Here is a 21,024-nt window from a genome sequence, read left to right on the forward strand (position 1 = left end):
AATTATTATTTTTGCATCTCAAGCACAGCAAGAACACTACTGACCATATCACGGGCAGTCACTACACTATCGGCTTCAACATAACAACGTAACTCAGGAGCGTTTCCTGAAGGACGCAGATGAACAATTCGGTCGTCCGATAAAGTAATCCGCAACCCATCCGTGTTATCGACATCTTCAATAGCGACACCTTGAATCCCCAAGCGCATCAGCAAACCTTGCGGGTCTGATATGGCAGCGGCGAGTATACTCCGGCTGACCTCTGTGGGGAAATTCTTGATACGATCGGAAGCCGTAAATCGTTTAGGCAACGACTGAACCAATGACGAAATACTGCCTGTACCAGCTAAAGCTAACAACATTAAGAATGGTAATACGGCATCGCGAGTTGGCAATGCAGCAAGTGGCTTGCCATCAAATTCGATATCACTACCAAGTAAAAAACCGCCATTAGCCTCGAAGCCAGCTATTCGTTGATAGTGTTTTGCAAGCTCAACAAACTCGGCAATCACATATGGTGAACCAATCTTGGTCATAGCAACCTTGGCAAAACGACCGCACGTGGCCACCGCAGTGTTGCAACTGACCGGGATTGCCAGCGCCTCCATCTGTAGCACATCCGCGCACAACAGCCCCAAAATGTCACCGCGCAACCACTCGCCGCGTTCATCTGCCACCAGCGGTCGATCACCGTCGCCATCAGTGGAGAAGATAGCATCAAGCTGATATTCAGCGGACCAATGACGAGCCTTGGCCTTGTCGGCTTCCCCAACAGCTTCGGTATCGATCGGCACAAACTCATCACTGCGCTCCAAGGATACCACCTCGGCACCGAGTTGACGTAACAAGGGCGCATAGAGATCACGTCCAGCACTTGAATGCTCATAGATACCAATACGCTTACCAGCTAGCAAATCCGCTGAAAACAAAGAACTGTAACGATGACAATATGCTTGAGCAGCATCAGGGCAACTTTGTAATTTCGGTAAGCTTGGCAAGGGAGGAAAATCAGTATCCGCAGCCAGAATAGCCTGTTCATCTGCTTTGGTAATTTCGCCATCAGGTCGATAAAACTTAAGCCCGTTTCGATCAAACGGAATATGGCTACCCGTCACCATGATGCACGGCATCTTATCTTGCATTGCCTTATAAGCCAGAGCGGGTGTCGGTATCACCCCATAATAAACGGGCTCGATACCAACCTGGACCATCGCTGCCGCACAGGCCTGAGCCATCTCTGGGCTACTAGGTCTGTTGTCTATGGCTAACGCCATCTTCGTTACATTAAATTCACGCCGCATTACCGCAATAAAGGCATGAGTAAACGCCGCACACAGCTCAGGGGTAAAATCGACAACCAAACCGCGTGCACCACTGGTACCGAATACCACGCCACCTTCAGCGATGAGCGTTGAGCTATTTAAATAAATTGTCATTAATCGTGCTCCATTAATACGTCTAAATCGAGTGTGACAACAACCAAGAGTTCTGTATTAAATGCGCCCATATCTATCCTCCAAGCGCACAATGTCTTCCTCATCCAGGTAGGAGCCTGACTGTACCTCGATCACCTCCAGAGTTACCTTACCCGGATTCTCCAGAGAGTGAACGGAACCAACCGGAATAAAAGTTGACTCATTCTCGGTAACCAAAAAAGTCCGCTCGCCATTGGTCACTTTCGCAGTGCCCGAAACTACAATCCAATGCTCGGCTCTGTGGTGGTGCATCTGCAGTGACAGTTTTTCCCCTGGCTTGACACTAATATGTTTAACCTGATAGCGCTGACCGTTATCGATAGAATCATATTTTCCCCACGGCCGATAGACTTCACGATGAACCTGATGCTCAGTACGTCCTGATGCCTTAAGGTATTCAACTATTTTCTTCACATCCTGCACTTTCTGCTTATCGACGACCAGCAGTGCATCCTTGGTTTGAACCACCACCAAATTATCAACGCCAACCAGACTGACCAGACCACTTTCAGCAAACACATAATTATTAGCGCAGCCATGCTGTATCACATCACCGCGGAACACATTGCCAACCTCATCTTTATCCGAAATATCCCACAAAGAGGACCAAGAACCAACATCAGACCAACCGGCATCCATCGGCACGACAACAGCATCGGTGGTCTTTTCCATCACCGCGTAGTCAATAGAATCACTAGGACAAGCGACAAAAGCACTCTTATCGACGCGCACAAAATCCAAGTCGGGATTTATAGTTCCCACCGCTTGGACACAAGCGGCATAGATATCAGGTCGAAACGCCTTAAGTTCTGCCAGAAAGCGGCTGGCACGGAACAGGAACATACCACTGTTCCAGTAATATTCCCCACAAGCCAGATATTCGTTGGCGGTTGCCACATCAGGCTTTTCAACAAACTGCGCAACCGCAAAGGCTCCGCTCTGCTCGGCACCACGGCGAATATAACCATAACCCGTCTCAGGGTGAGTCGGAACAATGCCAAAAGTCACCAACTTGCCAGCCTCTGCATGGGAAATAGCCTGCCGCACGGAGGTAATAAATCCCTCCTCGTCACGAATGACATGATCGGCTGCTAACACCAACAGCAAAGGATCCTCACTATCACCCGCGGTTTGCAGCGCCGTCAGTGCCGCAAGCGCAATCGCGGGCGCAGTGTTACGCCCGGCTGGTTCCAGAATGATGTTATGTGCCAACTTATTTAAATGCCGAAGTTGCTCCGCAACAAGAAAACGGTGATCTTCGTTACAAATAACCAATGGTTGAGCGCAGGCAAGCTTATTTAAACGGTTGACCGTCGCCTGCAACATGGTTGCCTCACCATCAAGTTGCAAAAACTGCTTGGGATAGAGCTCGCGCGACAGCGGCCATAAACGACTGCCGGAACCACCGGCCATAATCACGGGAATCAAACGGGACATCGCTACATCTCGACTTAATAAGTTATTTTTTTCTGTTGCTGGAATTGTCGCCATTTCTCATCAACGAAACAACCTAGCTCTCGGATAAAACGAGCTTCTGAAAAACGCTCGGCATTTTTACGACAAGATACAGCAGTGAATAGATATGAATTAGTTTCAAATTCGTTGATGGCACTACACAGGCTAGTCACTGATTGCTCATTAAAGAACACACCTGTCGGTGCATCACAACCCAAAGGTCGAACTGTTTCCAGAGACCCACCTTTGCCAAAAGCAATAACCGGCGTACCACTAGCTTGGGCCTCAACAGGGGTAATACCAAAATCCTCTTCAGCTGCAAAAACAAACGCTTTCGCACGTTGCATATGAGATTTTAACACGTCAAAAGGTTGATAGCCCAACAAAGTTATATTTTCTCTACCGAAAGCTAATGCCGCTATCTTTTTATACTCGCTACCATCACCAATCACGACTAGACGTTTATCTGGCATCTTGGTAAAAGCTTCTACGATTAAATCCATTTTTTTGTATGGTACCATCCGTGACGCTGTGAAGTAAAAATCTTCTTTCTGCTCCACACATGGAAAATCGTCTACAGCAACAGGAGGATAGATAACTGTAGCATCACGTCCATACACTTTCTTTATTCGCCGAGCAATGAAGTGAGAGTTAGCTACAAAATGATCTACGCCATTAGCTGTGCGATAGTCCCAAAGACGCAACTTATGTAAAATCCACTTAGTAATAAAACCTTTTATGCCTTGGTTTAGACCTGACTCGCGAAGATATTGATGCTGTAAGTCCCATGCATAGCGCATTGGAGAATGTACATAACTGATATGTAATTGGTCCGGACCAGTCAATACGCCTTTTGCAACTGCATGAGCACTGGAAATCACAATATCTGCTTCTGAAAGATCCAACTGTTCGATAGCAAAGGGCATCAAGGGGAGATACTTTTGATAATGCTTGTGTGCCCCTGGCAGGTTTTGTACAAACGAAGTGTGAGCCTGACGTCCACCAAAAAAATCACGTTGTTTATCGGTAAGGAAATCGACAATAGAGAATAACTTAGCGTGCGGATATAAATCCAGAATACGAGCAGTTACCTGCTCAGATCCTGCATAGCTAAGCAACCATTCATGCACAACACTGATTTTTTTATTTTCCATATTGACTTGTCACCTCATCCAACACGGCTTGTACCCGCGCAGCCACCGCATCCCAGCTAAATAACTTGGCACGCTCTAAGCCTTTAGCAATCAGCTCAGTGCGTAAAGCCTCATCATGTACCAATCGTTCAATGCCGACACGTATCTCATCAACTGATTCAGGGTTAACCAACAAGGCTGCATCGCCGGCGACCTCGGGTAATGAGGTGCTATTAGAGGTCAACACCGGGACACCACAGGCCATAGCCTCGACAACAGGTAGGCCGAAACCCTCATAAAGTGACGGGAAAACTAAACCAAGTGCCCCACGATAAACGGAAGGAAGTTCATCTTCAGGTACCTTGCCCAGGAAAATGACCTTACCGTTCAAGTTGCCATGCACTATCGCATCCAACAACTCCTGTGTTGCCTCACCGGTAAACACTAATTTTACATCTGCAGGGACGATCACTTGAGAAAAAGCCTGAATAACCCTTAATTCATTTTTATGTTTCTTTCTATTTCCAACACAGAGTAGATACCGATAACCTGGCTGATATGGTGTGACCGCATATGAATACGAAGGATCTACGCCATTACCAACATTGATAACTTTATCTGGCGAGACACCGCTCCATTCAACTATCCTATGCTTTGAAAAATCAGAAACTGTCAATATAGAACTTGATGTATAACAACCAATACGGATGAATACATGATAAAACAGCTTTTTAAAAAAACTTGAATTTTCAGCTCTATCAATATGATTTAAATCATGCAATGTAAACACATAGGGAACTCTAGAGTATAGCGGTGGTATATAGCCAGCCAGAAAAACAACACCTGCATCTATCTTATTTATAGAAACCAAAAGACCAAATGGAGAAGAAAAAGACGCCATTTTTCCACCAACATTTAAATCAACCAACTCGATCCTCTTGCTAATTGCACGCAAGAAAGTACCAATCCCCCCTGAGTTTAACCATCTAAAATCAGAATAAATAATCATAATTACTAAGCCTCGCTTTGCCTGTACAGGCGATAAAACCCTAGAAACAACCAAGGGTAGATCATATATAACTGAGCACCAAGAAGCATGGGAAGAATGAACAACAACACAAAAACAAATGAATCACGAGTGAATTTAAAATAAAAGACTACAGCCGTAAAAAACAAAAGCAACCCCACCACCCCATTTTCCAATAAAATGGTCAATATACCACCAAGCCCACTTAGGTCCCAATCATCAACAACAGGAAACACTCCCCTGTATATATCGGAGTTTCTAACTAGAGAATAATTCCCCAAACCAACGCCCAGCAATGGATTTTCTGAAATAATATTACTACCTATATAAGATGCGGCAATGCGCCCCATAACCAAAGATGGATCACTGCTTCTAACACTTAACTGCTCATCAATATTGCTAATGTTTTCAACATAATTCCTAGCAATTAATGCAATCAAACATAATGACAGAGATAATATAACAGTTAAAAAAAGCAGAAATCGCATTCGATTCCTAGGTTCAAGGAATAACTTTAACTGTTTAACTCTAAAGAAAATCCAGATAAAGAAACAAACACAAAACAATACATACCCAGCTTTTGAATAAGAAAAGGCTAAAGCCAAGGAGAACACCAAAAGTCGAGATGGCCGTCTGAAAAGAAAAAATTCAAAAACCAACACTGTAGAAATAAATAATCCGTATGGACCTCCTTCGACATAAAAGCAGTTTAATCGATACTGATCACCATAAGAGAAAATATGAATTGAAAACAATCTACCTAAGAAATACAATAAAAGACAAAACAAGACAAAGAGAAAGTTATAATCAATAAATTTCTTTGCTCCACCAACAAAACCAGATCTGGAGTTTTTTATTATATTCACGAGAGCACTAAGAGAAATTAAACACAGCAATAGTTCAACATATCTAACAATGACAATCATATATTTACTTTTTAAAGGGCCATAATAAGAATATGAGACATCATTAATTGCAGTAACAACTATTGAAGATATAAGAATATATGTGAAAAAAGACAAAAAAATAAGAACCTTCTTATCTAGCGTCTTAACATGAAAAGTAAAAACAGTAATCGCGATAAGCTCCCATAACTTAAGCGGCCCAATAGTCACATCTGTAGTTTGACATGCAATGACAAATAAGATGATAAGAAAATCAATTTTTCTTAGTTTCAATAATTGCATCATTGATTAAACACTTCAAAGAAATAGGATTTGGTTCGAAGAGTTGCCTAGAATCTAAATAGTCCACCATCCCATCTCTATTTGATGCAATCACTGGGACTTTTCGAGCTATAGCTTCAAGCATGACTAAGGGAACGCCTTCATAACGTGACGGTATCACAATCAGATTAGCCATATAGGCAATTGACCAACAGTCACTCTGCCAACCATGAAATATTGGCTTTACAAATACGGGCAATTCGAGGCACAAACTCTTCAACAACGGCAAGTCTGGTCCATCCCCAATAAAATGGACTTCAATTCCGGTTTGAATTTCGTCTTTTTGAATTAACTTTAGCGCGGCAATTAATAAATCATGGCCTTTTTGCCTGAATGATACTCGGCCTATAAGAAATAACCGAAAAGGTTCATCATCCGTGCACTCTCGATGAGGAACTAGCTCGGGTGACGCCACATAGTTCTTAATTACACTACAGCGGGCTTTAGGGTTAAACGTCAACAGGTCACGACAAAAACACTCTGAGATTGTGATATATTCATTGCATGATCGGTAAACAAATTGAGATAAGAAGTCTTTTGCTCTGGCAAAGTGCGCCCCCATCGTTTTAAATGAGTGGGCATATGGAATATAGGATTTGACACGTAGCCCGATTAACTTTGACATAATAATAAAAACAGAACCTAACTCTATATCTCCTTGTACAATCACGATCTCGGAATATTTTTTCCTTATCTTAATTAAGAAAAAAATACAGGATAACATATGCATAGGGTTAAAAAAAGTATGAAAAATCTCAAGCTTTTTATGATTTACATCATGAGTGAAAAATGATATACATCGATTATCCAGTTCTGACATTAAATCAAAATTTTTACTTGGAACAGAAATTTCGACTTTTTTATCACGTAGCGAATTTTTAATTAAATTCAAGGTCATCAATTCATGACCACCCAAGATTTCAGATGTAAAAATAAACAACACTCGTTCACGCATATGAAATCATGCCTATAACAATATCAAAAGGATGTCCACCTGGACTTAAGGTAATGTTTGACATTTGCCAAGTAACCAATAACCCCACCATTAAATAGATTACAGTAGAGTTGATGTTCTCTAAACTGAAGACCACTTATCTTTCTTATATTGTGCGAATCTGTATCATTGTGTCTTCTGTAATAAAATCCGGCATGAGGAACATACAAAAACGTCCTATTAACCAACAGCTCGCTAGCAAATAAAAGATCTGATACCCATCTGAAAGAAGTATTGAATCTTACACCATTAATTAGACTTACCCTGATCAAAAAACTACTAGGATTACCAATATAGTTAACCCCCCTAGATGCACATTTTTTAATGGCAACATTCCCATCGACTTTAACAAAGCGTTCTTGTGTCTTATTTGAAGGAAAAAATGAATATTCACTTAAAGGGTTTAAATACTCATCAGTTAATATCATGCCACATGATATTAACGACGCTCGTTTGATATTTTTTAATATTTGATATTGCGTATTAATGATATTTGGAAATAATACGTCATCAGATGAAAGCAGCTTCAAAAAATCATAACCGTTTTTTTCTGCATAGTCGAGGCATAAATTATGATTTTGAACAGCCCCAACATTACTCTGATTTACGATCACTTTAACCAAATTTCCATAAGCCTGCCGAATTTTATCTACACTGTGATCTGTCGATTTATTATCGAACACAACTATATCAATAGATGCATCTTTTATTTCTTGATTTATAACAGAATCAAGCGTTTCACAGATATAGTGAGCATTATTATAATTAGGAATTGCGATCAATATTTTCATATCAACTCTCGCGAAATTTTTTATATTTGTGATATGCCTTTACCATCAGGACATTGGGAAAAATAAATGACAGTAGCCATATAGATGCCCATTTATTTAACCTGCAATAACTATTCAATAGAATATAATGACGACGAAATGAATAGTCATTCACAATCCTACTCATTAAAAAATACTTAAAAGTAAACATTCCAATGTTAATTCTAAATCCTGAAATAATACTCGACACCGTAGATTTTGAAAGCTTAACCCCGATATATCTTTCAATGCTGTTATATAGACAACCACCAAACAAAGAGACCAATTTCTCAGGTGTAGAAAAATACTCTGAGTTGTTAACTGTCGTATGAATAAATATGTCACGTGAGAATGAAATCAGATGCTCATGATTTATCGAGTTTATATATAATGGCATATGAACAAAGTTATTATATTCATAACTGGTCAACTCATCGATCTTTAGTATACTCTTCCTAATAATCACAGTCCCTATCCAAGTTAAATGCCAACCTATTGAACTGAATAAGGAATCAAAAGAAGAAAAATCAGGCTCGATTCTAAGGCGAGGTACCAAAGTACCACTTTTATAATCGCCACCATTAAGAATTGCAACATCATAATTATTGTCAATGATGTGCTTAGCAGCATTAATCATGCTTGGAGCGATAAGATCATCATCTCCTTTAACCCATACATACTCACCATCAGATTCACAAATGGCATTGATAAAATTCCTGTCAAACCCTTGATTACTGGGTAAACACACATATTTAATATTCAATATTGATATATACTTTTCTACAATACTCCGAGTGTGATCTGTTGACCCATTATCACTAATAACAACTTGAATGTCATCTGCAGAACTTATCTGCCTGGCAATATTTTCTAGTGCTCTATCAAGTATTGAAGCTCGGTTGTATGTAGGTATGGCAATGGAAAGCTTATATGATGCAGGCTTCATGATTTATAATCCGCTTTTTTACTATATGAAATGTAAAGGGCACAACAATTAACAGTATTGGCAATAAATATGAAATTGCGGCGCCAATTTCTCCAAAATGCGTAATCATGGGGTACAATAACAGCACAGTAAATAACGCACTCAACACCGAAGGAACCATATATGGTTCCTCCTTCCGAGCCCGGACGAACGCGGCAGATAGGAATATAACCTGGTTTAATACCGTTGCAAGCATCAAGAAACATAAAACTAGATTATCAGGAATGCGATTATATAAAGAGGGAATGAATTGCAACAAAATAGTTAAAATAAAGAGAGCGAAAAATGACGCCGCCACACTGATAAACAACACTCGAGTGAGCGTGAGAAAATAGAATTTCCTCACGCCTAGATCATCATGTGTTGCCGTCAGCGCAGCAATCTTCGGGTTATTGGCTGAAATCCATGCACTTGTCACCGAAGATATTGCGTTCACAATTGCAAAGCCCAGACCCAACTGCCCCGCTGACACTGGGCCAAGAAAATAAAACACCACCGGATTGAAAATCTGAAAAATAAAAAAACCTGAAATCCAGCTTAGCGATATTCGCCATTGAAAGCTCCACAACTCAGCTTTTAAATCAAAATCACAAACTTTGGTTGAGTTAACCTTTATGAACTGCCATATTAAATCACCATGACTTTTAAAATAAATAACACAGCTAGCTACTACGATGATCCCTGCACTTATGCAAAGCCCATATAGCCCACCACCTAATAACAAAGCAATCCATAGCCCAGCAGTTGCAATAATCGTAGAGAATAATCTCACTCTTGCAACATACGATACTTTACCCAACCCTTCCAAAACACCCTCAAACGCAATGATAGGTAATTTTGCGGCTGTAAATACAACTACAGTGACCCAAGGGTACAGCCATATGGAGATATCAGAGGAGTGCTTAGGAAAGATAATAAAACCAATAATCATACATACAGATATAAACAAAATGGCTGCAGCTATAAACCATTTTTCTACTTTTATAAAAAGCGATGATAACCTAGACAATGCAACTTCATCACCCTCCAGATGATTGTCGTTTAGCCATGATAACTTTTTCATTTCGTATGCTGAATATACAGTCAGACTATACGTCAGACCTAGCTCAAAGAGCATCTGTATCGCCAGCAAGCTACCGAATGTATAATAAAAGCCCTGCATTTCAGGGCTAATAAACTTCACAATAAACACAACACTCAACAACCCTGAAATCAGGGACCAAACCCTATTCAGCAAGGTAAACAAAACTGCGCGGTCAACACCTAATAGTTCGCATAATTTAAATAATAATCGCATCTGGCGCCAATTCCACTTTATTCAAAATATATGCCATCTCGTCCAGAACCGAATCTAATGACGAATGAACTGGAATATAACCAATTTCAGCAGCCATTTTATGCCGTGGGTAGTAATAGAGCCTGCCCTTGCGACTATCACTGCTTCTCTGTTGCTCGGTGAACTTGTATTGTAAACCAAATTTTTCCTTTATTGCCGCCAGTAGGGTTAACTTATCGACATGTTCCATCGAATAACAGTCAAATGCCCGATTAGTGATATTTTTAGCGATAAGCAAGTTCACCAGTTGGAAAAAGTCCACTGGGTGAATATAATCACGCACTATGTTTTCTGACGAGCAGAGCAGCACTTCGCTATTAATAATAGTTCGTATAACATCCGACAACAAAAATCGACCAGATACATTTTGCGTGCGACTAAAATAACCAAACACACGCAAATCATAGATATTTAGTTCAGAGAGAGAACGATGAATTGCTTCGCTATTCAACTTGGCAAGACCATACCAATCTTCTGTATCTAGCTGATTTATCGAAAACTTAGCTTCATGTAAGTCATCATTCTGATTACAAAATGAATTCCCATACACAGCCCCGCTACTGAGAAAGATATATTTTGAAGCAGTATGCTTTTCAATATACTTGATGCATATGTCATCATATTTTTTTGTTATATCGAATATTGTTCGACCCATTGCTTTAGCTTTTACTGGATCACCAACTCCTACAAAGTTGATGATAATATCATAAACCACATCAATATCATTTTCAAAAAGTGAAATATCTCTAGTCTTATAGTTATGAGATAAGTTATCTAAAACCCACGCGGCTTGTTTATCCGGATTTCGTGAATATAAAATACAATCGTATGTTGTATGCTTGTCCATATTCACAATTAGATCAGTAGCTATTTGACTTGTAGCGCCAATAAATGCAACTCTCATTTACCATCCTTAATTGGGAATTGTCTATCGATAGGATTACCAAATGCAAGCCTAGGTCGACACTCCCGGGCATCACTCATTAATATCTCGATTAACATGGGTTCTGGATGGGATGAGAATTTCGATAGCAATGACTTTAACTCATCAATGCTCGATGTTGAAAATGAGGTGATATTATAGGCACGCCCCAAGCTACAAAAAGATGAACTATACCCGTCCCAATACGTCGACTCATTGCGGCCATCAAAGTACATCTCCTGAAAAGCACGCACCATGCCCAGTGACTCATTATTAAAAACAATAGTTAATATGGGTAACTGTTCACGGGCAATAATATCCAGCTCTTGAATATTAAGTTGAGCTCCGCCATCACCTGTCAGGGCAATAACAGGTTCTTGTGTAGCATAGGCAACTCCAATAGCCGTTGGTATGGCAAAACCCATTGCTCCCAACCCACCAGAGTGATGAAGAGCCTGATTAGAATTTAATAATATGGAATGAGCCGCCCACATCTGATTGTTACCCACATCAGCGACATAATGCACGGATTGATTGCTGAAAGTTGCTTCAAATAGTTTGCATATCTCGAATGGACTAACATTCCAATCCTGATATTCATCGACATAATTCTCAGACCAATGATTTACTAACTCATGTTTCCAAGAGTCTTCTATCTGAAGATGCGCATGCAGCTCAATATCAAACTGGGAAAAAAAAGTTTCACAATCACAGTGAATATCCAGATCGGCTTTAATTCTGTTATTTAGTTGTGCCGAGTCTATATCGAACTGAATAATTTTGGCATTGCGTGCAAAATCAGTCGTATCGGATCCCGTCTGACGAACATCCATCCGACTACCCAGAACAATAAGCAAATCACAATTTTGGATTGCATAATTGGCCGTGCGAGTTCCATAGCTTCCGATCAACCCATAATACGTGGAGAGTGATTGGCATTTTTCACTGCCCTTCAAACTGGCTACATGAGGAATGCCCATTTGCGAAATTTTTTTCTGCCAATAAATAAAACCATCTGAATTAACTGCGCCGCCACCAATCAAGAATAGTGGTTTTTTTGCTTGTGCAAACAGATGCAGAACTGATGAGAAATCAGTGCTTAGCTTTACACGTTCGATCGCCTTGGTTTGGTTCTTCAAAAAATCAATTGCATCGTCAGGCAATTCTGCCCTCTGTAAATCCATCGGGATATCTAATAATACAGGACCAGGGCGACCACTCTGCGCAATGTTGATTGCTTCTTGGAGCTTTGGAATAAGCTCTTCTGCTGTTTGAATCTGATATGCATACTTAGTAATGCTTTTGGCAATACTAACAATATCCAGCTCTTGAAACCCTTGTTGCCGGATTGCCCTATCCTGTTTCAATTCATAGGTATTGACCTGGCCAGTCAGAAAAATACACGGATAACTATCTAGCCAACAATCCGCAATGCCGGTTACTAAATTTGTAGCCCCAGGACCACTGGTACCCAGAGCCAAGCCAATCTGTTTATTATTGCTTGCGCGAGCAATTCCACCAGCCGCGAATGCAGCTGCTTGTTCATGATGAAGAGAAACCAGTTTTGTTTTCCCTACTTGGTTGATGCTATCCACCAAGTGGGCGATCATGCCACCGATCAACTCAAAACCATAAGTGACATTATTAGCTGCCAATACATGAGCCACCGCATCTGATGCTTTCATCAATAACCTCAAAATTAAATATAGAGCCAACATTCGTTGGCTCACAGAATTATAACAAGTTACAGAGATTAGAAGCTCACACCAAAGAATTCTTCGAACTTGGCGATCACATAATCCAGATGATCATGGGTCAGTCCCGGATAGATACCGATCCAGAAGGTCTGGTTCATAATGCGGTCGGTGTTGGTCAGTTCACCCACGACGCGGTATTCACGGCCCGCAAAATAGGGCTGGCGGGTCAGGTTACCGGCAAACAGCAGGCGAGTACCGACTTTGGCTTCATCAAGGAATTTGATCAGCTCGAGACGGCTAACACCAGCAGTTTCTTTCAGCGTGATAGGGAAGCCAAACCAGGAGGGCTCGGAGTTAGGCGTTGCTTCAGGCAATTCGAGGAACTCCGCACAGTTGGCAAGACCCGCTTTCAAATAAGCAAAGTTAGCCTTGCGCTTCTCGACAAGTTCCTCCACACGCTCTAACTGTGCCAAACCACAGGCCGCCTGCATGTCGGTAATCTTGAGGTTGTAACCCAAATGGGAATATGTGTACTTGTGGTCATAACCGTCAGGCAGTGAACCAAGCTGCTGGCTAAAGCGCTTGCCACAAGTATTGTCACAACCAGGAGCGCAGTAGCAATCTCGCCCCCAGTCACGGAAAGATTCGATAATCTTCTTCAGTTCACCAGATTTGGTAAATACTGCGCCACCCTCACCCATGGTGATGTGGTGCGCCGGATAGAAACTGACCGTACCGATATCGCCAAAGGTGCCGACCATCTTGCCGTCATACTTGGTGCCCAAGGCATCGCAGCAGTCTTCAATCAGCCACAGATTGTATTTATCAGCAATGTGGCGCACTTCCGCCAGATTGAACGGATTGCCCAGAGTATGGGCGACCATGATGGCTTTGGTTTTTTCGGTTACTGCCGCTTCAATCAAAGACGCATCAATGTTGTAAGTGGGAATATCAACATCAACAAATACCGGGATGAGACCATTCTGGATAGTGGGGTTCACGGTGGTCGGGAAACCGGCAGCTACAGTGATCACCTCATCACCAGGCTTTAGAGCACGAGCGCCCAACTTGTGAGAGGTCAGAGCTGTCAACGCCAGCAAGTTAGCAGAAGAGCCCGAAGTGGTGGTCAATACATGAGGAACACCAATGTATTCACCCAACTTCTTCTCGAAAGCATCATTGAATCGTCCGGTAGTCAACCAACCATCAAGAGAAGCCTCAACCATCAACTGCAGCTCGCGGGCACCAATCACCTTCCCAGAAGGAGGGACCACACTATTACCGGCCACAAACGGCTTTGGCGCCATAGCCTGTTCGGCATACTGGGCCACCAGTTGGGAGATCTGTTCACGCAGAGCTTGTACACTCATTAATCTATTCCTGTTATTAGGTTTTCAGCCAAATCGCTGACTTGGGGGTCAAATAAAGGGGCAAGGATACTACCTTGACAACAAAAAGACAGGAAGCCTTTATGCTATAAAAACTACATTAACTCGCTGACATATAATCACGGATCTCGCGCAAACTAACCTCACGCATATCCTGCCCAGCCAACCACGCTTTATGCCATTTGATGATTCGCTCCAAGGTAGTGACAAGATCCCAACGAGGATGCCATCCCATACGCATTTTTGCTTTGGAGCAATCGAGCTTGAGGTAATGAGCTTCATGAGGGTGATCGGCACCATCGAGCTGCCAGCTTGCACGTTCGCCCCATAACTTTACCATTTTCTCGACAATGAATTGTACGGGTTTGGCATCCTGTTCATTAGGTCCGAAGTTCCAACCTTCGGCAAAATCGGGACCATCCAGATAGAGATGCTGAGCAACCAGCAGGTAACCTGACAACGGTTCCAACACATGCTGCCAAGGGCGGATCGAGTGAGGATTACGAATTACCACGGGCTGCTCATCCTGAAATGAACGCAAGATATCAGGAATTAGTCGATCCTTAGCCCAGTCACCACCACCAATGACATTACCAGCTCGCACCGATGCCAATGCTACACCGTGTTTGGCATAGTCCTTAGAATTGAAAAAGGAATTACGATACGCCGAAGCAACCAGTTCTGCGCATCCCTTACTGTTGGAGTAAGGATCATATCCCCCCATCGCCTCATCTTCGCGATAGCCCCACACCCACTCGCGATTGTCATAACATTTATCGCTGGTGATATTGACTACAGCTTTGACGCCACCCACTTGCTTAACCGCCTCAAGCAGATAGACGGTGCCCATCACGTTAGTTGAGTAAGTCTCGATGGGTTCATCGTAGGAGAGCCGCACCAACGGCTGGGCAGCCATATGAAAGACAATTTCCGGCTTAAAATCTGCAATGGCTTCACGCAGATGGAAAAAATCGCGAATATCGCCTTCTTCAGAGAGCAAGCCTTGACGAACTTTTGCCTCTTCAAACAGACTAGGCTGAGTGGGTGCGGGCAAAGAATAACCGCGAACTTCAGCCCCCATTTCTTCGAGCCAAAGAGCCAACCAGCCCCCTTTAAAGCCGGTATGACCGGTCATAAAGACCCGCTTGTTTTTCCAGAAATCAGGATCTATCACGGTCATCACTCCCATACCTTCCAAGGAGCTTTTCCTTTTTGCCAGAGCTCTTCAAGGTAGTGCTTGTCACGCAAAGTATCCATCGGCTGCCAGAAGCCACCGTGCTCATAAGCCATCAATTGACCCTGTTCTGCCAGCGCCATGAGCGGTTCTTGTTCCCAAGTGGTTGCATCGTTATCGATGAGATCGATGACCTTGGGACTTAATACAAAGAAACCACCATTGATCAGAGCACCATCGCCTCTTGGTTTTTCTTTGAAAGAAAGAATTTGATTATTCTGAATATCCAACGCACCAAAACGGCCAGGAGGATAAGTAGCAGTCAGTGTTGCCAGCTTTCCGTGGCTCTTGTGGAAATCGATGCTTGCCTTGATATCAACATCAGACACACCATCACCGTAAGTGAAAAGGAATGCCTCATCATCTTTTACATATTCACTAACACGCTTGAGGCGGCCACCGGTCATAGATGCATCGCCAGTGTCCACAAGAGTTACATTCCATGGCTCGGCACGTTTTTCATGCACCTCCATCCGATTTTCTGCCATATGGAAAGTCACATCCGACATATGAAGAAAATAGTTAGCAAAATATTCCTTGATAACATATCCCTTGTAACCACAGCAGATAACAAAATCATTGATACCATGTGCCGAATACATTTTCATGATGTGCCAAAGTATTGGCTTGCCGCCAATTTCGACCATAGGTTTTGGTTTTACGACCGTTTCTTCACTCAGGCGAGTGCCCAAACCACCAGCTAGAATTACTGCCTTCATTTCTTCCCTCATTTATTTTGATGCGGTAAATGCGTCAGAAAAAAACTCTTTCTCTAAAAGTCCAATATTCATAAAATCCTGTTTCGCTGCAGCAATCATTTGAGGTGAGCCACAGGCATAAACACAGCTATTGGACATATCGTGGATATCTTCAATGACTGCTTTATGTACCAACCCCTTTCTTCCATTCCAATCATGATCGTCACCAGACACCACAGGGATATATTTGATATTTTTAAATTTAGAGGCCCATTCAATAGGCAAGTCAGAATAAAAATCCTTGCTAGAGTTCATACCCCAATAAATGGATATATCTCTGGAACTTTCTTGTGCGATCAAAGACTCAACCATTGCTTTTACTGGTGCAAAGCCTGTCCCTCCTGCCAAGAAAATAATAGGTTTGGTATCTGGTCTCACAAAAAATGTTCCAATAGGGCCATCCATTCTCAGCAATGAGTTGACTGTAACATCAGAGAATAATAGCTCACTCATAACTCCGTCAGGTACACGTCTAATATGCAATTCAATACCGTCATTACTATCAGCGTTGGCTATAGAGTAACTTCTCGTCACACCATGATAACTAAGATTTATATACTGACCTGGCTGATATTTAAAAGCAGCAGTTGGAGGTAATCTAAACTTAAAAACACCAAACTGAGCTCTTTTATCTATCGATGAGATCTTACATGGAGTTACCTTCCTTACAATTTCGGCTAACTCAGGGTAATACTCAGCCTCAATAATAATTTCATTTGAAGAAGGTTTGCATTGGCAGGTCAGAAAGCTTTGGCCAGAAGTAAATATCTCACCTTCTTGATTAGTCACCACTCCCGAGATCAGTTGTGATGTACACAAACCACAAGAGCCATTCTTGCAACTGTGTTCCAGGATAACACCGGTCTTTAAAGCAGACTCAAGAATAGTCACATTCTCAACTGCATTAAACTGAATATTGGATGGTTGAACCTTTACAATAATATCCATCATTTACTCAAAATATGTTGCATTATTAAAATTACTGCCCTGTGAATCTTTATTTGAAAGCAATGGACAGTATGAGATCGGCCATTCAATTGCAATGTCTTTGTCATCCCAATTGATGCTGGCCTCGAATGAGGGAGCATAATAATTTGTAGTCTTATAAAGAAATTCAGCTGTTTGGCTTAATGTTACAAAGCCATGAGCAAACCCTTCCGGGATCCATAACTGCCGCTTGTTTTCACCTGACAAGTGAACCCCAACCCATTGCCCGAAGGTCGGTGAGCTTTTGCGGATATCGACCGCCACATCAAACACTTCACCCGCTACACAGCGCACCAGCTTGCCTTGGGCATGGGGCGGCAACTGATAGTGCAATCCACGCAGTACACCTTTTGAAGATTTCGAGTGATTATCCTGCACAAACGTCACCGGATACCCTACCGCCTCTTCAAACAATTTGTGGTTGAAACTTTCAAAGAAAAAACCTCGCTCATCACCAAAGACTTTTGGCTCAAAAATAAGCACATCAGGAATTGATGTCTTGATTACATTCATCTGTCTATCCACATTTGATTCAATTTTGATGGGGGGAGCATCTTCCCTCCCCCCTATATCACATCAGGCTTTGGCAACCATTCTTAACAAATATTGTCCATAGGCATTCTTCGCCAATGGCGCAGCAAGCTCACGTATCTGGTCGGCACTGATAAACTTCTGGCGATAGGCGATCTCTTCCGGACAAGCCACTTTCAACCCCTGACGGGTCTCGATGGTCTGAATAAAGTTGCTCGCTTCAATCAGGCTTTCATGGGTACCGGTATCCAGCCAGGCATAACCACGGCCCATCATCGCTACCGACAAATTGCCTTGCTCCAGGTAGATACGGTTCACATCGGTAATTTCCAGCTCACCACGGGGCGACGGCTTCAGGCTCTTGGCAATTTCTACCACACTGTTGTCGTAGAAATAGAGGCCGGTCACCGCATAGTTGCTCTTGGGCTCCAGTGGCTTCTCTTCCAGAGAGATAGCGGTACCCTCTTTATCAAATTCCACCACCCCATAACGCTCGGGGTCGTACACGTGGTAGGCAAAGACGGTAGCGCCGCTCTCTTTGGCCGCGGCCAGCTGTTTCTGCAGGTCGTGGCCGTAGAAAATGTTGTCGCCCAGCACCAGTGCACAGGAGTTTGAACCGATGAACTCCTCACCCAGAATAAAAGCTTGTGCCAACCCGTCCGGGCTTGGCTGGACCTTGTCTTGCAAGTTCAGCCCCCATTGAGTGCCATCACCCAGCAACTGTTCAAAGCGGTGGGTATCTTACGGGGTGCTGATGATCAAAATATCGCGAATCCCCGCCAGCATCAGTGTGCTGAACGGATAGTAGATCATCGGCTTGTCATAACTGCTTGCTCACCGCCATAGTCACTGGATAGAGACGGGAACCTGAGCCACCAGCCAGAATGATGCCTTTACGTTTACTCATTGCAGATCCTTGCTGAATATTTCCAACAACATCCGCTCCACACCGACGCTCCACTCCGGTAGCACCAGATCGAAGGTACGCTGGAATTTACCAGTATCAAGGCGGGAGTTATGGGGGCGCTTGGCCGGTGTCGGGAAGGCGCTGGTCGGCACTGCATTCATTTGTGTCACCGCCAGTTCAACGCCAGCCTCTCTGGCTTTGGCAAACACCAGCTGGGCGTAGTCAAACCAGGTGGTGGTACCGGAGGCAATCAGATGGTACAGCCCGGCGACTTCGGGTTTGCACCGCGCCACGCGGATCGCATGGGCGGTGCAATCGGCTAGCAACTCGGCGCCGGTCGGAGCACCGAACTGGTCATTGATCACTGACATCTCGCTACGCTCTTTGCCAAAGCGCAGCATGGTCTTGGCAAAGTTGGCACCCCGAGCGGCGTAAACCCAGCTGGTGCGGAAGATCAGGTGACGGGAACAAAGCGCGGCCCCTTGCTCACCCGCCAGCTTGGTTTCGCCATAGACGTTGAGCGGGGCGGTTGCATCGGTTTCCACCCAGGGGCGCTCACCGCTGCCATCGAACACATAGTCGGTGGAGTAGTGCACCAGCCAGGCTCCCAATGCTTCCGCTTCTTTGGCAATCGCCGCCACGCTGGTGGCATTGAGCAGCTCGGCAAACTCCCGCTCGCTTTCGGCCTTGTCGACTGCGGTGTGGGCTGCGGCGTTGACAATCACGTCAGGCTTGACCAGACGTACCGTGTCGGCCACCCCTGCCGGGTTGCTGAAATCACCGCAATAGTCGCTGGAGTCAAAATCAACGGCAGTGATGCGCCCGAGCGGCGCCAGTGCGCGTTGCAGCTCCCAGCCTACCTGGCCGTTTTTGCCAAACAGCAGAATATGCATCAGGTACGCTCCCCGTAATTCTGTTCAATCCAGGATTGGTAGGCACCGCTCTTGACGTTATTCACCCACTGCTGGTTATCCAGATACCACTGCACGGTTTTGCGAATACCGGATTCAAAGGTCTCTTTCGGTTGCCAAGCAAGCTCACTGCTCATCTTGGTCGCATCGATGGCATAACGGCGATCGTGGCCAGGGCGATCCGCCACATAGGTGATTTGCTCACGATAAGAGCCTACCTTTGGCACCATCTCGTCCAGCAGATCGCAGATGGTGTGGACCACCTCCAGATTCTGCTTCTCGTTGTGACCGCCGATGTTGTAGGTCTCCCCGACCAAGCCAGTAGTCACCACCTTGTAGAGCGCGCGTGCATGATCTTCTACATAGAGCCAGTCACGGATCTGGTCGCCTTTGCCATAGACAGGTAACGGCTTGCCATCCAGCGCGTTCAGAATGACCAGCGGGATCAGCTTCTCGGGGAAGTGATAAGGGCCGTAGTTGTTGGAGCAGTTGGTGACGATGGTCGGCAGGCCGTAAGTACGGCGCCAGGCGCGCACCAGATGGTCACTAGAGGCTTTGGAAGCAGAATAGGGACTGCTGGGGGCGTAGGGGGTGGTCTCGGTAAAGAGCGGCAATGGTTCACCGACGGCTACTTCATCCGGATGGGGCAGATCACCATACACCTCGTCGGTGGAGATATGGTGGAAGCGGAAGGCCGCCTTGCGTACCTCCTCCAGACCATTCCAGTAGGCGCGAGCCGCTTCCAGCAACATATAGGTGCCGACGATATTGGTCTCGATAAAGTCAGCCGGTCCTGTGATAGAGCGGTCAACATGGCTCTCGGCGGCCAGGTGCATCACGGCATCCGGCTGGTGCAGGGCAAACACCCGATCCAACGCTGCTCTGTTGCAGATATCCACCTGCACAAACACATAACGCTCGCTAGTCGATACATCGGCCAGAGATTCCAAATTGCCGGCATAGGTGAGTTTATCGAGATTAATAACGGAATCTTGGGTATCACAGATGATATGGCGCACAACAGCAGAGCCGATAAAGCCTGCGCCACCGGTAACGAGAATTTTCATAGATATGTTATCTCTTGCGAGGAGTTGATATGGATGCGGTTGCGGGCTGATCCAGAAATTCAAGACCGCGCATAGGGTCTTTTAACATCACCAGAATGTGTCTTGATGAGTACTATTCAATCAAGTTCGCGAAAAATGCTATGGCTACCGCCCCTGGGTTACAGCCCCCAGTTTGCTGCTTT

18 protein-coding genes and 1 pseudogene are annotated in these 21,024 nt (G+C 44.0%); all 19 read right to left on the reverse strand.

The features are described from left to right. Positions 1–5: 5 nt before the first annotated feature. Entirely contained in the window at positions 6–1,436 is a 1,431-nt protein-coding gene (locus ACTG2W_RS06235) for a phosphomannomutase (protein ID WP_159143410.1), read from the reverse strand. A 57-nt stretch (positions 1,437–1,493) separates the two neighbouring features. Then, on the reverse strand, positions 1,494–2,912 hold the full coding sequence (locus tag ACTG2W_RS06240; RefSeq protein WP_159144549.1) for a mannose-1-phosphate guanylyltransferase/mannose-6-phosphate isomerase: 1,419 nt from the start codon (positions 2,910–2,912) through the stop codon (positions 1,494–1,496). Between the two features lie 14 nt (positions 2,913–2,926). Continuing rightward, positions 2,927–4,084 (reverse strand): glycosyltransferase family 4 protein, encoded by a 1,158-nt coding sequence (locus ACTG2W_RS06245; RefSeq protein WP_159143409.1) that lies wholly within the window; start codon positions 4,082–4,084, stop codon positions 2,927–2,929. Continuing rightward, positions 4,074–5,072 carry a glycosyltransferase family 4 protein gene (locus ACTG2W_RS06250; protein WP_440016108.1) on the reverse strand — a complete coding sequence of 333 codons (999 nt, stop codon included), beginning with the start codon at positions 5,070–5,072 and terminating at the stop codon, positions 4,074–4,076. The genes ACTG2W_RS06245 and ACTG2W_RS06250 overlap by 11 nt, the downstream gene beginning before the upstream one ends. 5 nt (positions 5,073–5,077) lie before the next feature. Beyond that, positions 5,078–6,280, reverse strand: a complete 1,203-nt coding sequence (locus ACTG2W_RS06255; protein WP_440016109.1) for an O-antigen ligase family protein — start codon at positions 6,278–6,280, stop codon at positions 5,078–5,080. Then, positions 6,249–7,271 (reverse strand): glycosyltransferase, encoded by a 1,023-nt coding sequence (locus tag ACTG2W_RS06260; RefSeq protein WP_440016110.1) that lies wholly within the window; start codon positions 7,269–7,271, stop codon positions 6,249–6,251. Before ACTG2W_RS06260 ends, ACTG2W_RS06255 begins: the two co-directional genes overlap by 32 nt. Before the next feature lie 23 nt (positions 7,272–7,294). Then, positions 7,295–8,101: a glycosyltransferase family 2 protein gene (locus ACTG2W_RS06265; protein ID WP_440016111.1), complete on the reverse strand. Its 807-nt coding sequence runs from the start codon at positions 8,099–8,101 to the stop codon at positions 7,295–7,297. Position 8,102: 1 nt separating this feature from the next. Further along, positions 8,103–9,065 carry a glycosyltransferase family 2 protein gene (locus tag ACTG2W_RS06270; protein WP_440016112.1) on the reverse strand — a complete coding sequence of 321 codons (963 nt, stop codon included), beginning with the start codon at positions 9,063–9,065 and terminating at the stop codon, positions 8,103–8,105. Beyond that, complete coding sequence (locus ACTG2W_RS06275; protein ID WP_440016113.1) at positions 9,046–10,401, reverse strand: lipopolysaccharide biosynthesis protein; 1,356 nt, start codon at positions 10,399–10,401, stop codon at positions 9,046–9,048. Before ACTG2W_RS06275 ends, ACTG2W_RS06270 begins: the two co-directional genes overlap by 20 nt. Further along, positions 10,385–11,344 (reverse strand): NAD-dependent epimerase/dehydratase family protein, encoded by a 960-nt coding sequence (locus ACTG2W_RS06280; protein ID WP_440016114.1) that lies wholly within the window; start codon positions 11,342–11,344, stop codon positions 10,385–10,387. The genes ACTG2W_RS06275 and ACTG2W_RS06280 overlap by 17 nt, the downstream gene beginning before the upstream one ends. Further along, on the reverse strand, positions 11,341–13,047 hold the full coding sequence (locus ACTG2W_RS06285) for a thiamine pyrophosphate-binding protein (RefSeq protein WP_440016115.1): 1,707 nt from the start codon (positions 13,045–13,047) through the stop codon (positions 11,341–11,343). The genes ACTG2W_RS06280 and ACTG2W_RS06285 overlap by 4 nt, the downstream gene beginning before the upstream one ends. 68 nt (positions 13,048–13,115) lie before the next feature. Next, the gene (rfbH, locus tag ACTG2W_RS06290; RefSeq protein ID WP_440016116.1) at positions 13,116–14,429 is read right to left on the reverse strand and encodes a lipopolysaccharide biosynthesis protein RfbH; all 1,314 of its coding nucleotides are present in this window, start codon (positions 14,427–14,429) and stop codon (positions 13,116–13,118) included. A 118-nt stretch (positions 14,430–14,547) separates the two neighbouring features. Beyond that, positions 14,548–15,636, reverse strand: coding sequence for a CDP-glucose 4,6-dehydratase (rfbG, locus tag ACTG2W_RS06295; RefSeq protein WP_234888424.1), 1,089 nt, complete (start codon positions 15,634–15,636; stop codon positions 14,548–14,550). Next, positions 15,627–16,400, reverse strand: coding sequence for a glucose-1-phosphate cytidylyltransferase (rfbF, locus tag ACTG2W_RS06300; protein WP_159143399.1), 774 nt, complete (start codon positions 16,398–16,400; stop codon positions 15,627–15,629). Before rfbF ends, rfbG begins: the two co-directional genes overlap by 10 nt. A 12-nt stretch (positions 16,401–16,412) precedes the next feature. Continuing rightward, the gene (locus ACTG2W_RS06305; RefSeq protein ID WP_159144546.1) at positions 16,413–17,387 is read right to left on the reverse strand and encodes an FAD-binding oxidoreductase; all 975 of its coding nucleotides are present in this window, start codon (positions 17,385–17,387) and stop codon (positions 16,413–16,415) included. A gap of 3 nt (positions 17,388–17,390) precedes the next feature. After that, a complete protein-coding gene (gene rfbC, locus ACTG2W_RS06310) occupies positions 17,391–17,939 on the reverse strand; it encodes a dTDP-4-dehydrorhamnose 3,5-epimerase (protein ID WP_440016117.1) in 549 nt (182 codons plus the stop codon). A gap of 63 nt (positions 17,940–18,002) precedes the next feature. After that, positions 18,003–18,864 (reverse strand): annotated as a pseudogene (gene rfbA / locus ACTG2W_RS06315) (glucose-1-phosphate thymidylyltransferase RfbA). Further along, a complete protein-coding gene (rfbD, locus tag ACTG2W_RS06320) occupies positions 18,861–19,757 on the reverse strand; it encodes a dTDP-4-dehydrorhamnose reductase (protein WP_440016118.1) in 897 nt (298 codons plus the stop codon). The pseudogene rfbA and the gene rfbD overlap by 4 nt, the downstream one beginning before the upstream one ends. Then, positions 19,757–20,842 carry a dTDP-glucose 4,6-dehydratase gene (gene rfbB, locus ACTG2W_RS06325; RefSeq protein ID WP_440016119.1) on the reverse strand — a complete coding sequence of 362 codons (1,086 nt, stop codon included), beginning with the start codon at positions 20,840–20,842 and terminating at the stop codon, positions 19,757–19,759. Before rfbB ends, rfbD begins: the two co-directional genes overlap by 1 nt. Between the last annotated feature and the right edge of the window lie 182 nt (positions 20,843–21,024).

Origin of the sequence: Aeromonas sp. 96A (assembly GCF_051919165.1) — a bacterium.
GTDB classification, from domain to species: Bacteria; Pseudomonadota; Gammaproteobacteria; order Enterobacterales; family Aeromonadaceae; genus Aeromonas; species Aeromonas veronii.

Excerpts from the sequence above, each read along its gene's own strand:
- ACTG2W_RS06235 (WP_159143410.1), bottom strand. The coding sequence starts at position 1,436 with ATGACAATTTATTTAAATAGCTCAACGCTCATCGCTGAAGGTGGCGTG.
- ACTG2W_RS06240 (WP_159144549.1), bottom strand. The coding sequence starts at position 2,912 with ATGTCCCGTTTGATTCCCGTGATTATGGCCGGTGGTTCCGGCAGTCGT.
- ACTG2W_RS06245 (WP_159143409.1), bottom strand. The coding sequence starts at position 4,084 with ATGGAAAATAAAAAAATCAGTGTTGTGCATGAATGGTTGCTTAGCTAT.
- ACTG2W_RS06250 (WP_440016108.1), bottom strand. The coding sequence starts at position 5,072 with ATGATTATTTATTCTGATTTTAGATGGTTAAACTCAGGGGGGATTGGT.
- ACTG2W_RS06255 (WP_440016109.1), bottom strand. The coding sequence starts at position 6,280 with ATGATGCAATTATTGAAACTAAGAAAAATTGATTTTCTTATCATCTTA.
- ACTG2W_RS06260 (WP_440016110.1), bottom strand. The coding sequence starts at position 7,271 with ATGCGTGAACGAGTGTTGTTTATTTTTACATCTGAAATCTTGGGTGGT.
- ACTG2W_RS06265 (WP_440016111.1), bottom strand. The coding sequence starts at position 8,101 with ATGAAAATATTGATCGCAATTCCTAATTATAATAATGCTCACTATATC.
- ACTG2W_RS06270 (WP_440016112.1), bottom strand. The coding sequence starts at position 9,065 with ATGAAGCCTGCATCATATAAGCTTTCCATTGCCATACCTACATACAAC.
- ACTG2W_RS06275 (WP_440016113.1), bottom strand. The coding sequence starts at position 10,401 with ATGCGATTATTATTTAAATTATGCGAACTATTAGGTGTTGACCGCGCA.
- ACTG2W_RS06280 (WP_440016114.1), bottom strand. The coding sequence starts at position 11,344 with ATGAGAGTTGCATTTATTGGCGCTACAAGTCAAATAGCTACTGATCTA.
- ACTG2W_RS06285 (WP_440016115.1), bottom strand. The coding sequence starts at position 13,047 with ATGAAAGCATCAGATGCGGTGGCTCATGTATTGGCAGCTAATAATGTC.
- rfbH (WP_440016116.1), bottom strand. The coding sequence starts at position 14,429 with ATGAGTGTACAAGCTCTGCGTGAACAGATCTCCCAACTGGTGGCCCAG.
- rfbG (WP_234888424.1), bottom strand. The coding sequence starts at position 15,636 with ATGGGAGTGATGACCGTGATAGATCCTGATTTCTGGAAAAACAAGCGG.
- rfbF (WP_159143399.1), bottom strand. The coding sequence starts at position 16,400 with ATGAAGGCAGTAATTCTAGCTGGTGGTTTGGGCACTCGCCTGAGTGAA.
- ACTG2W_RS06305 (WP_159144546.1), bottom strand. The coding sequence starts at position 17,387 with ATGGATATTATTGTAAAGGTTCAACCATCCAATATTCAGTTTAATGCA.
- rfbC (WP_440016117.1), bottom strand. The coding sequence starts at position 17,939 with ATGAATGTAATCAAGACATCAATTCCTGATGTGCTTATTTTTGAGCCA.
- rfbD (WP_440016118.1), bottom strand. The coding sequence starts at position 19,757 with ATGCATATTCTGCTGTTTGGCAAAAACGGCCAGGTAGGCTGGGAGCTG.
- rfbB (WP_440016119.1), bottom strand. The coding sequence starts at position 20,842 with ATGAAAATTCTCGTTACCGGTGGCGCAGGCTTTATCGGCTCTGCTGTT.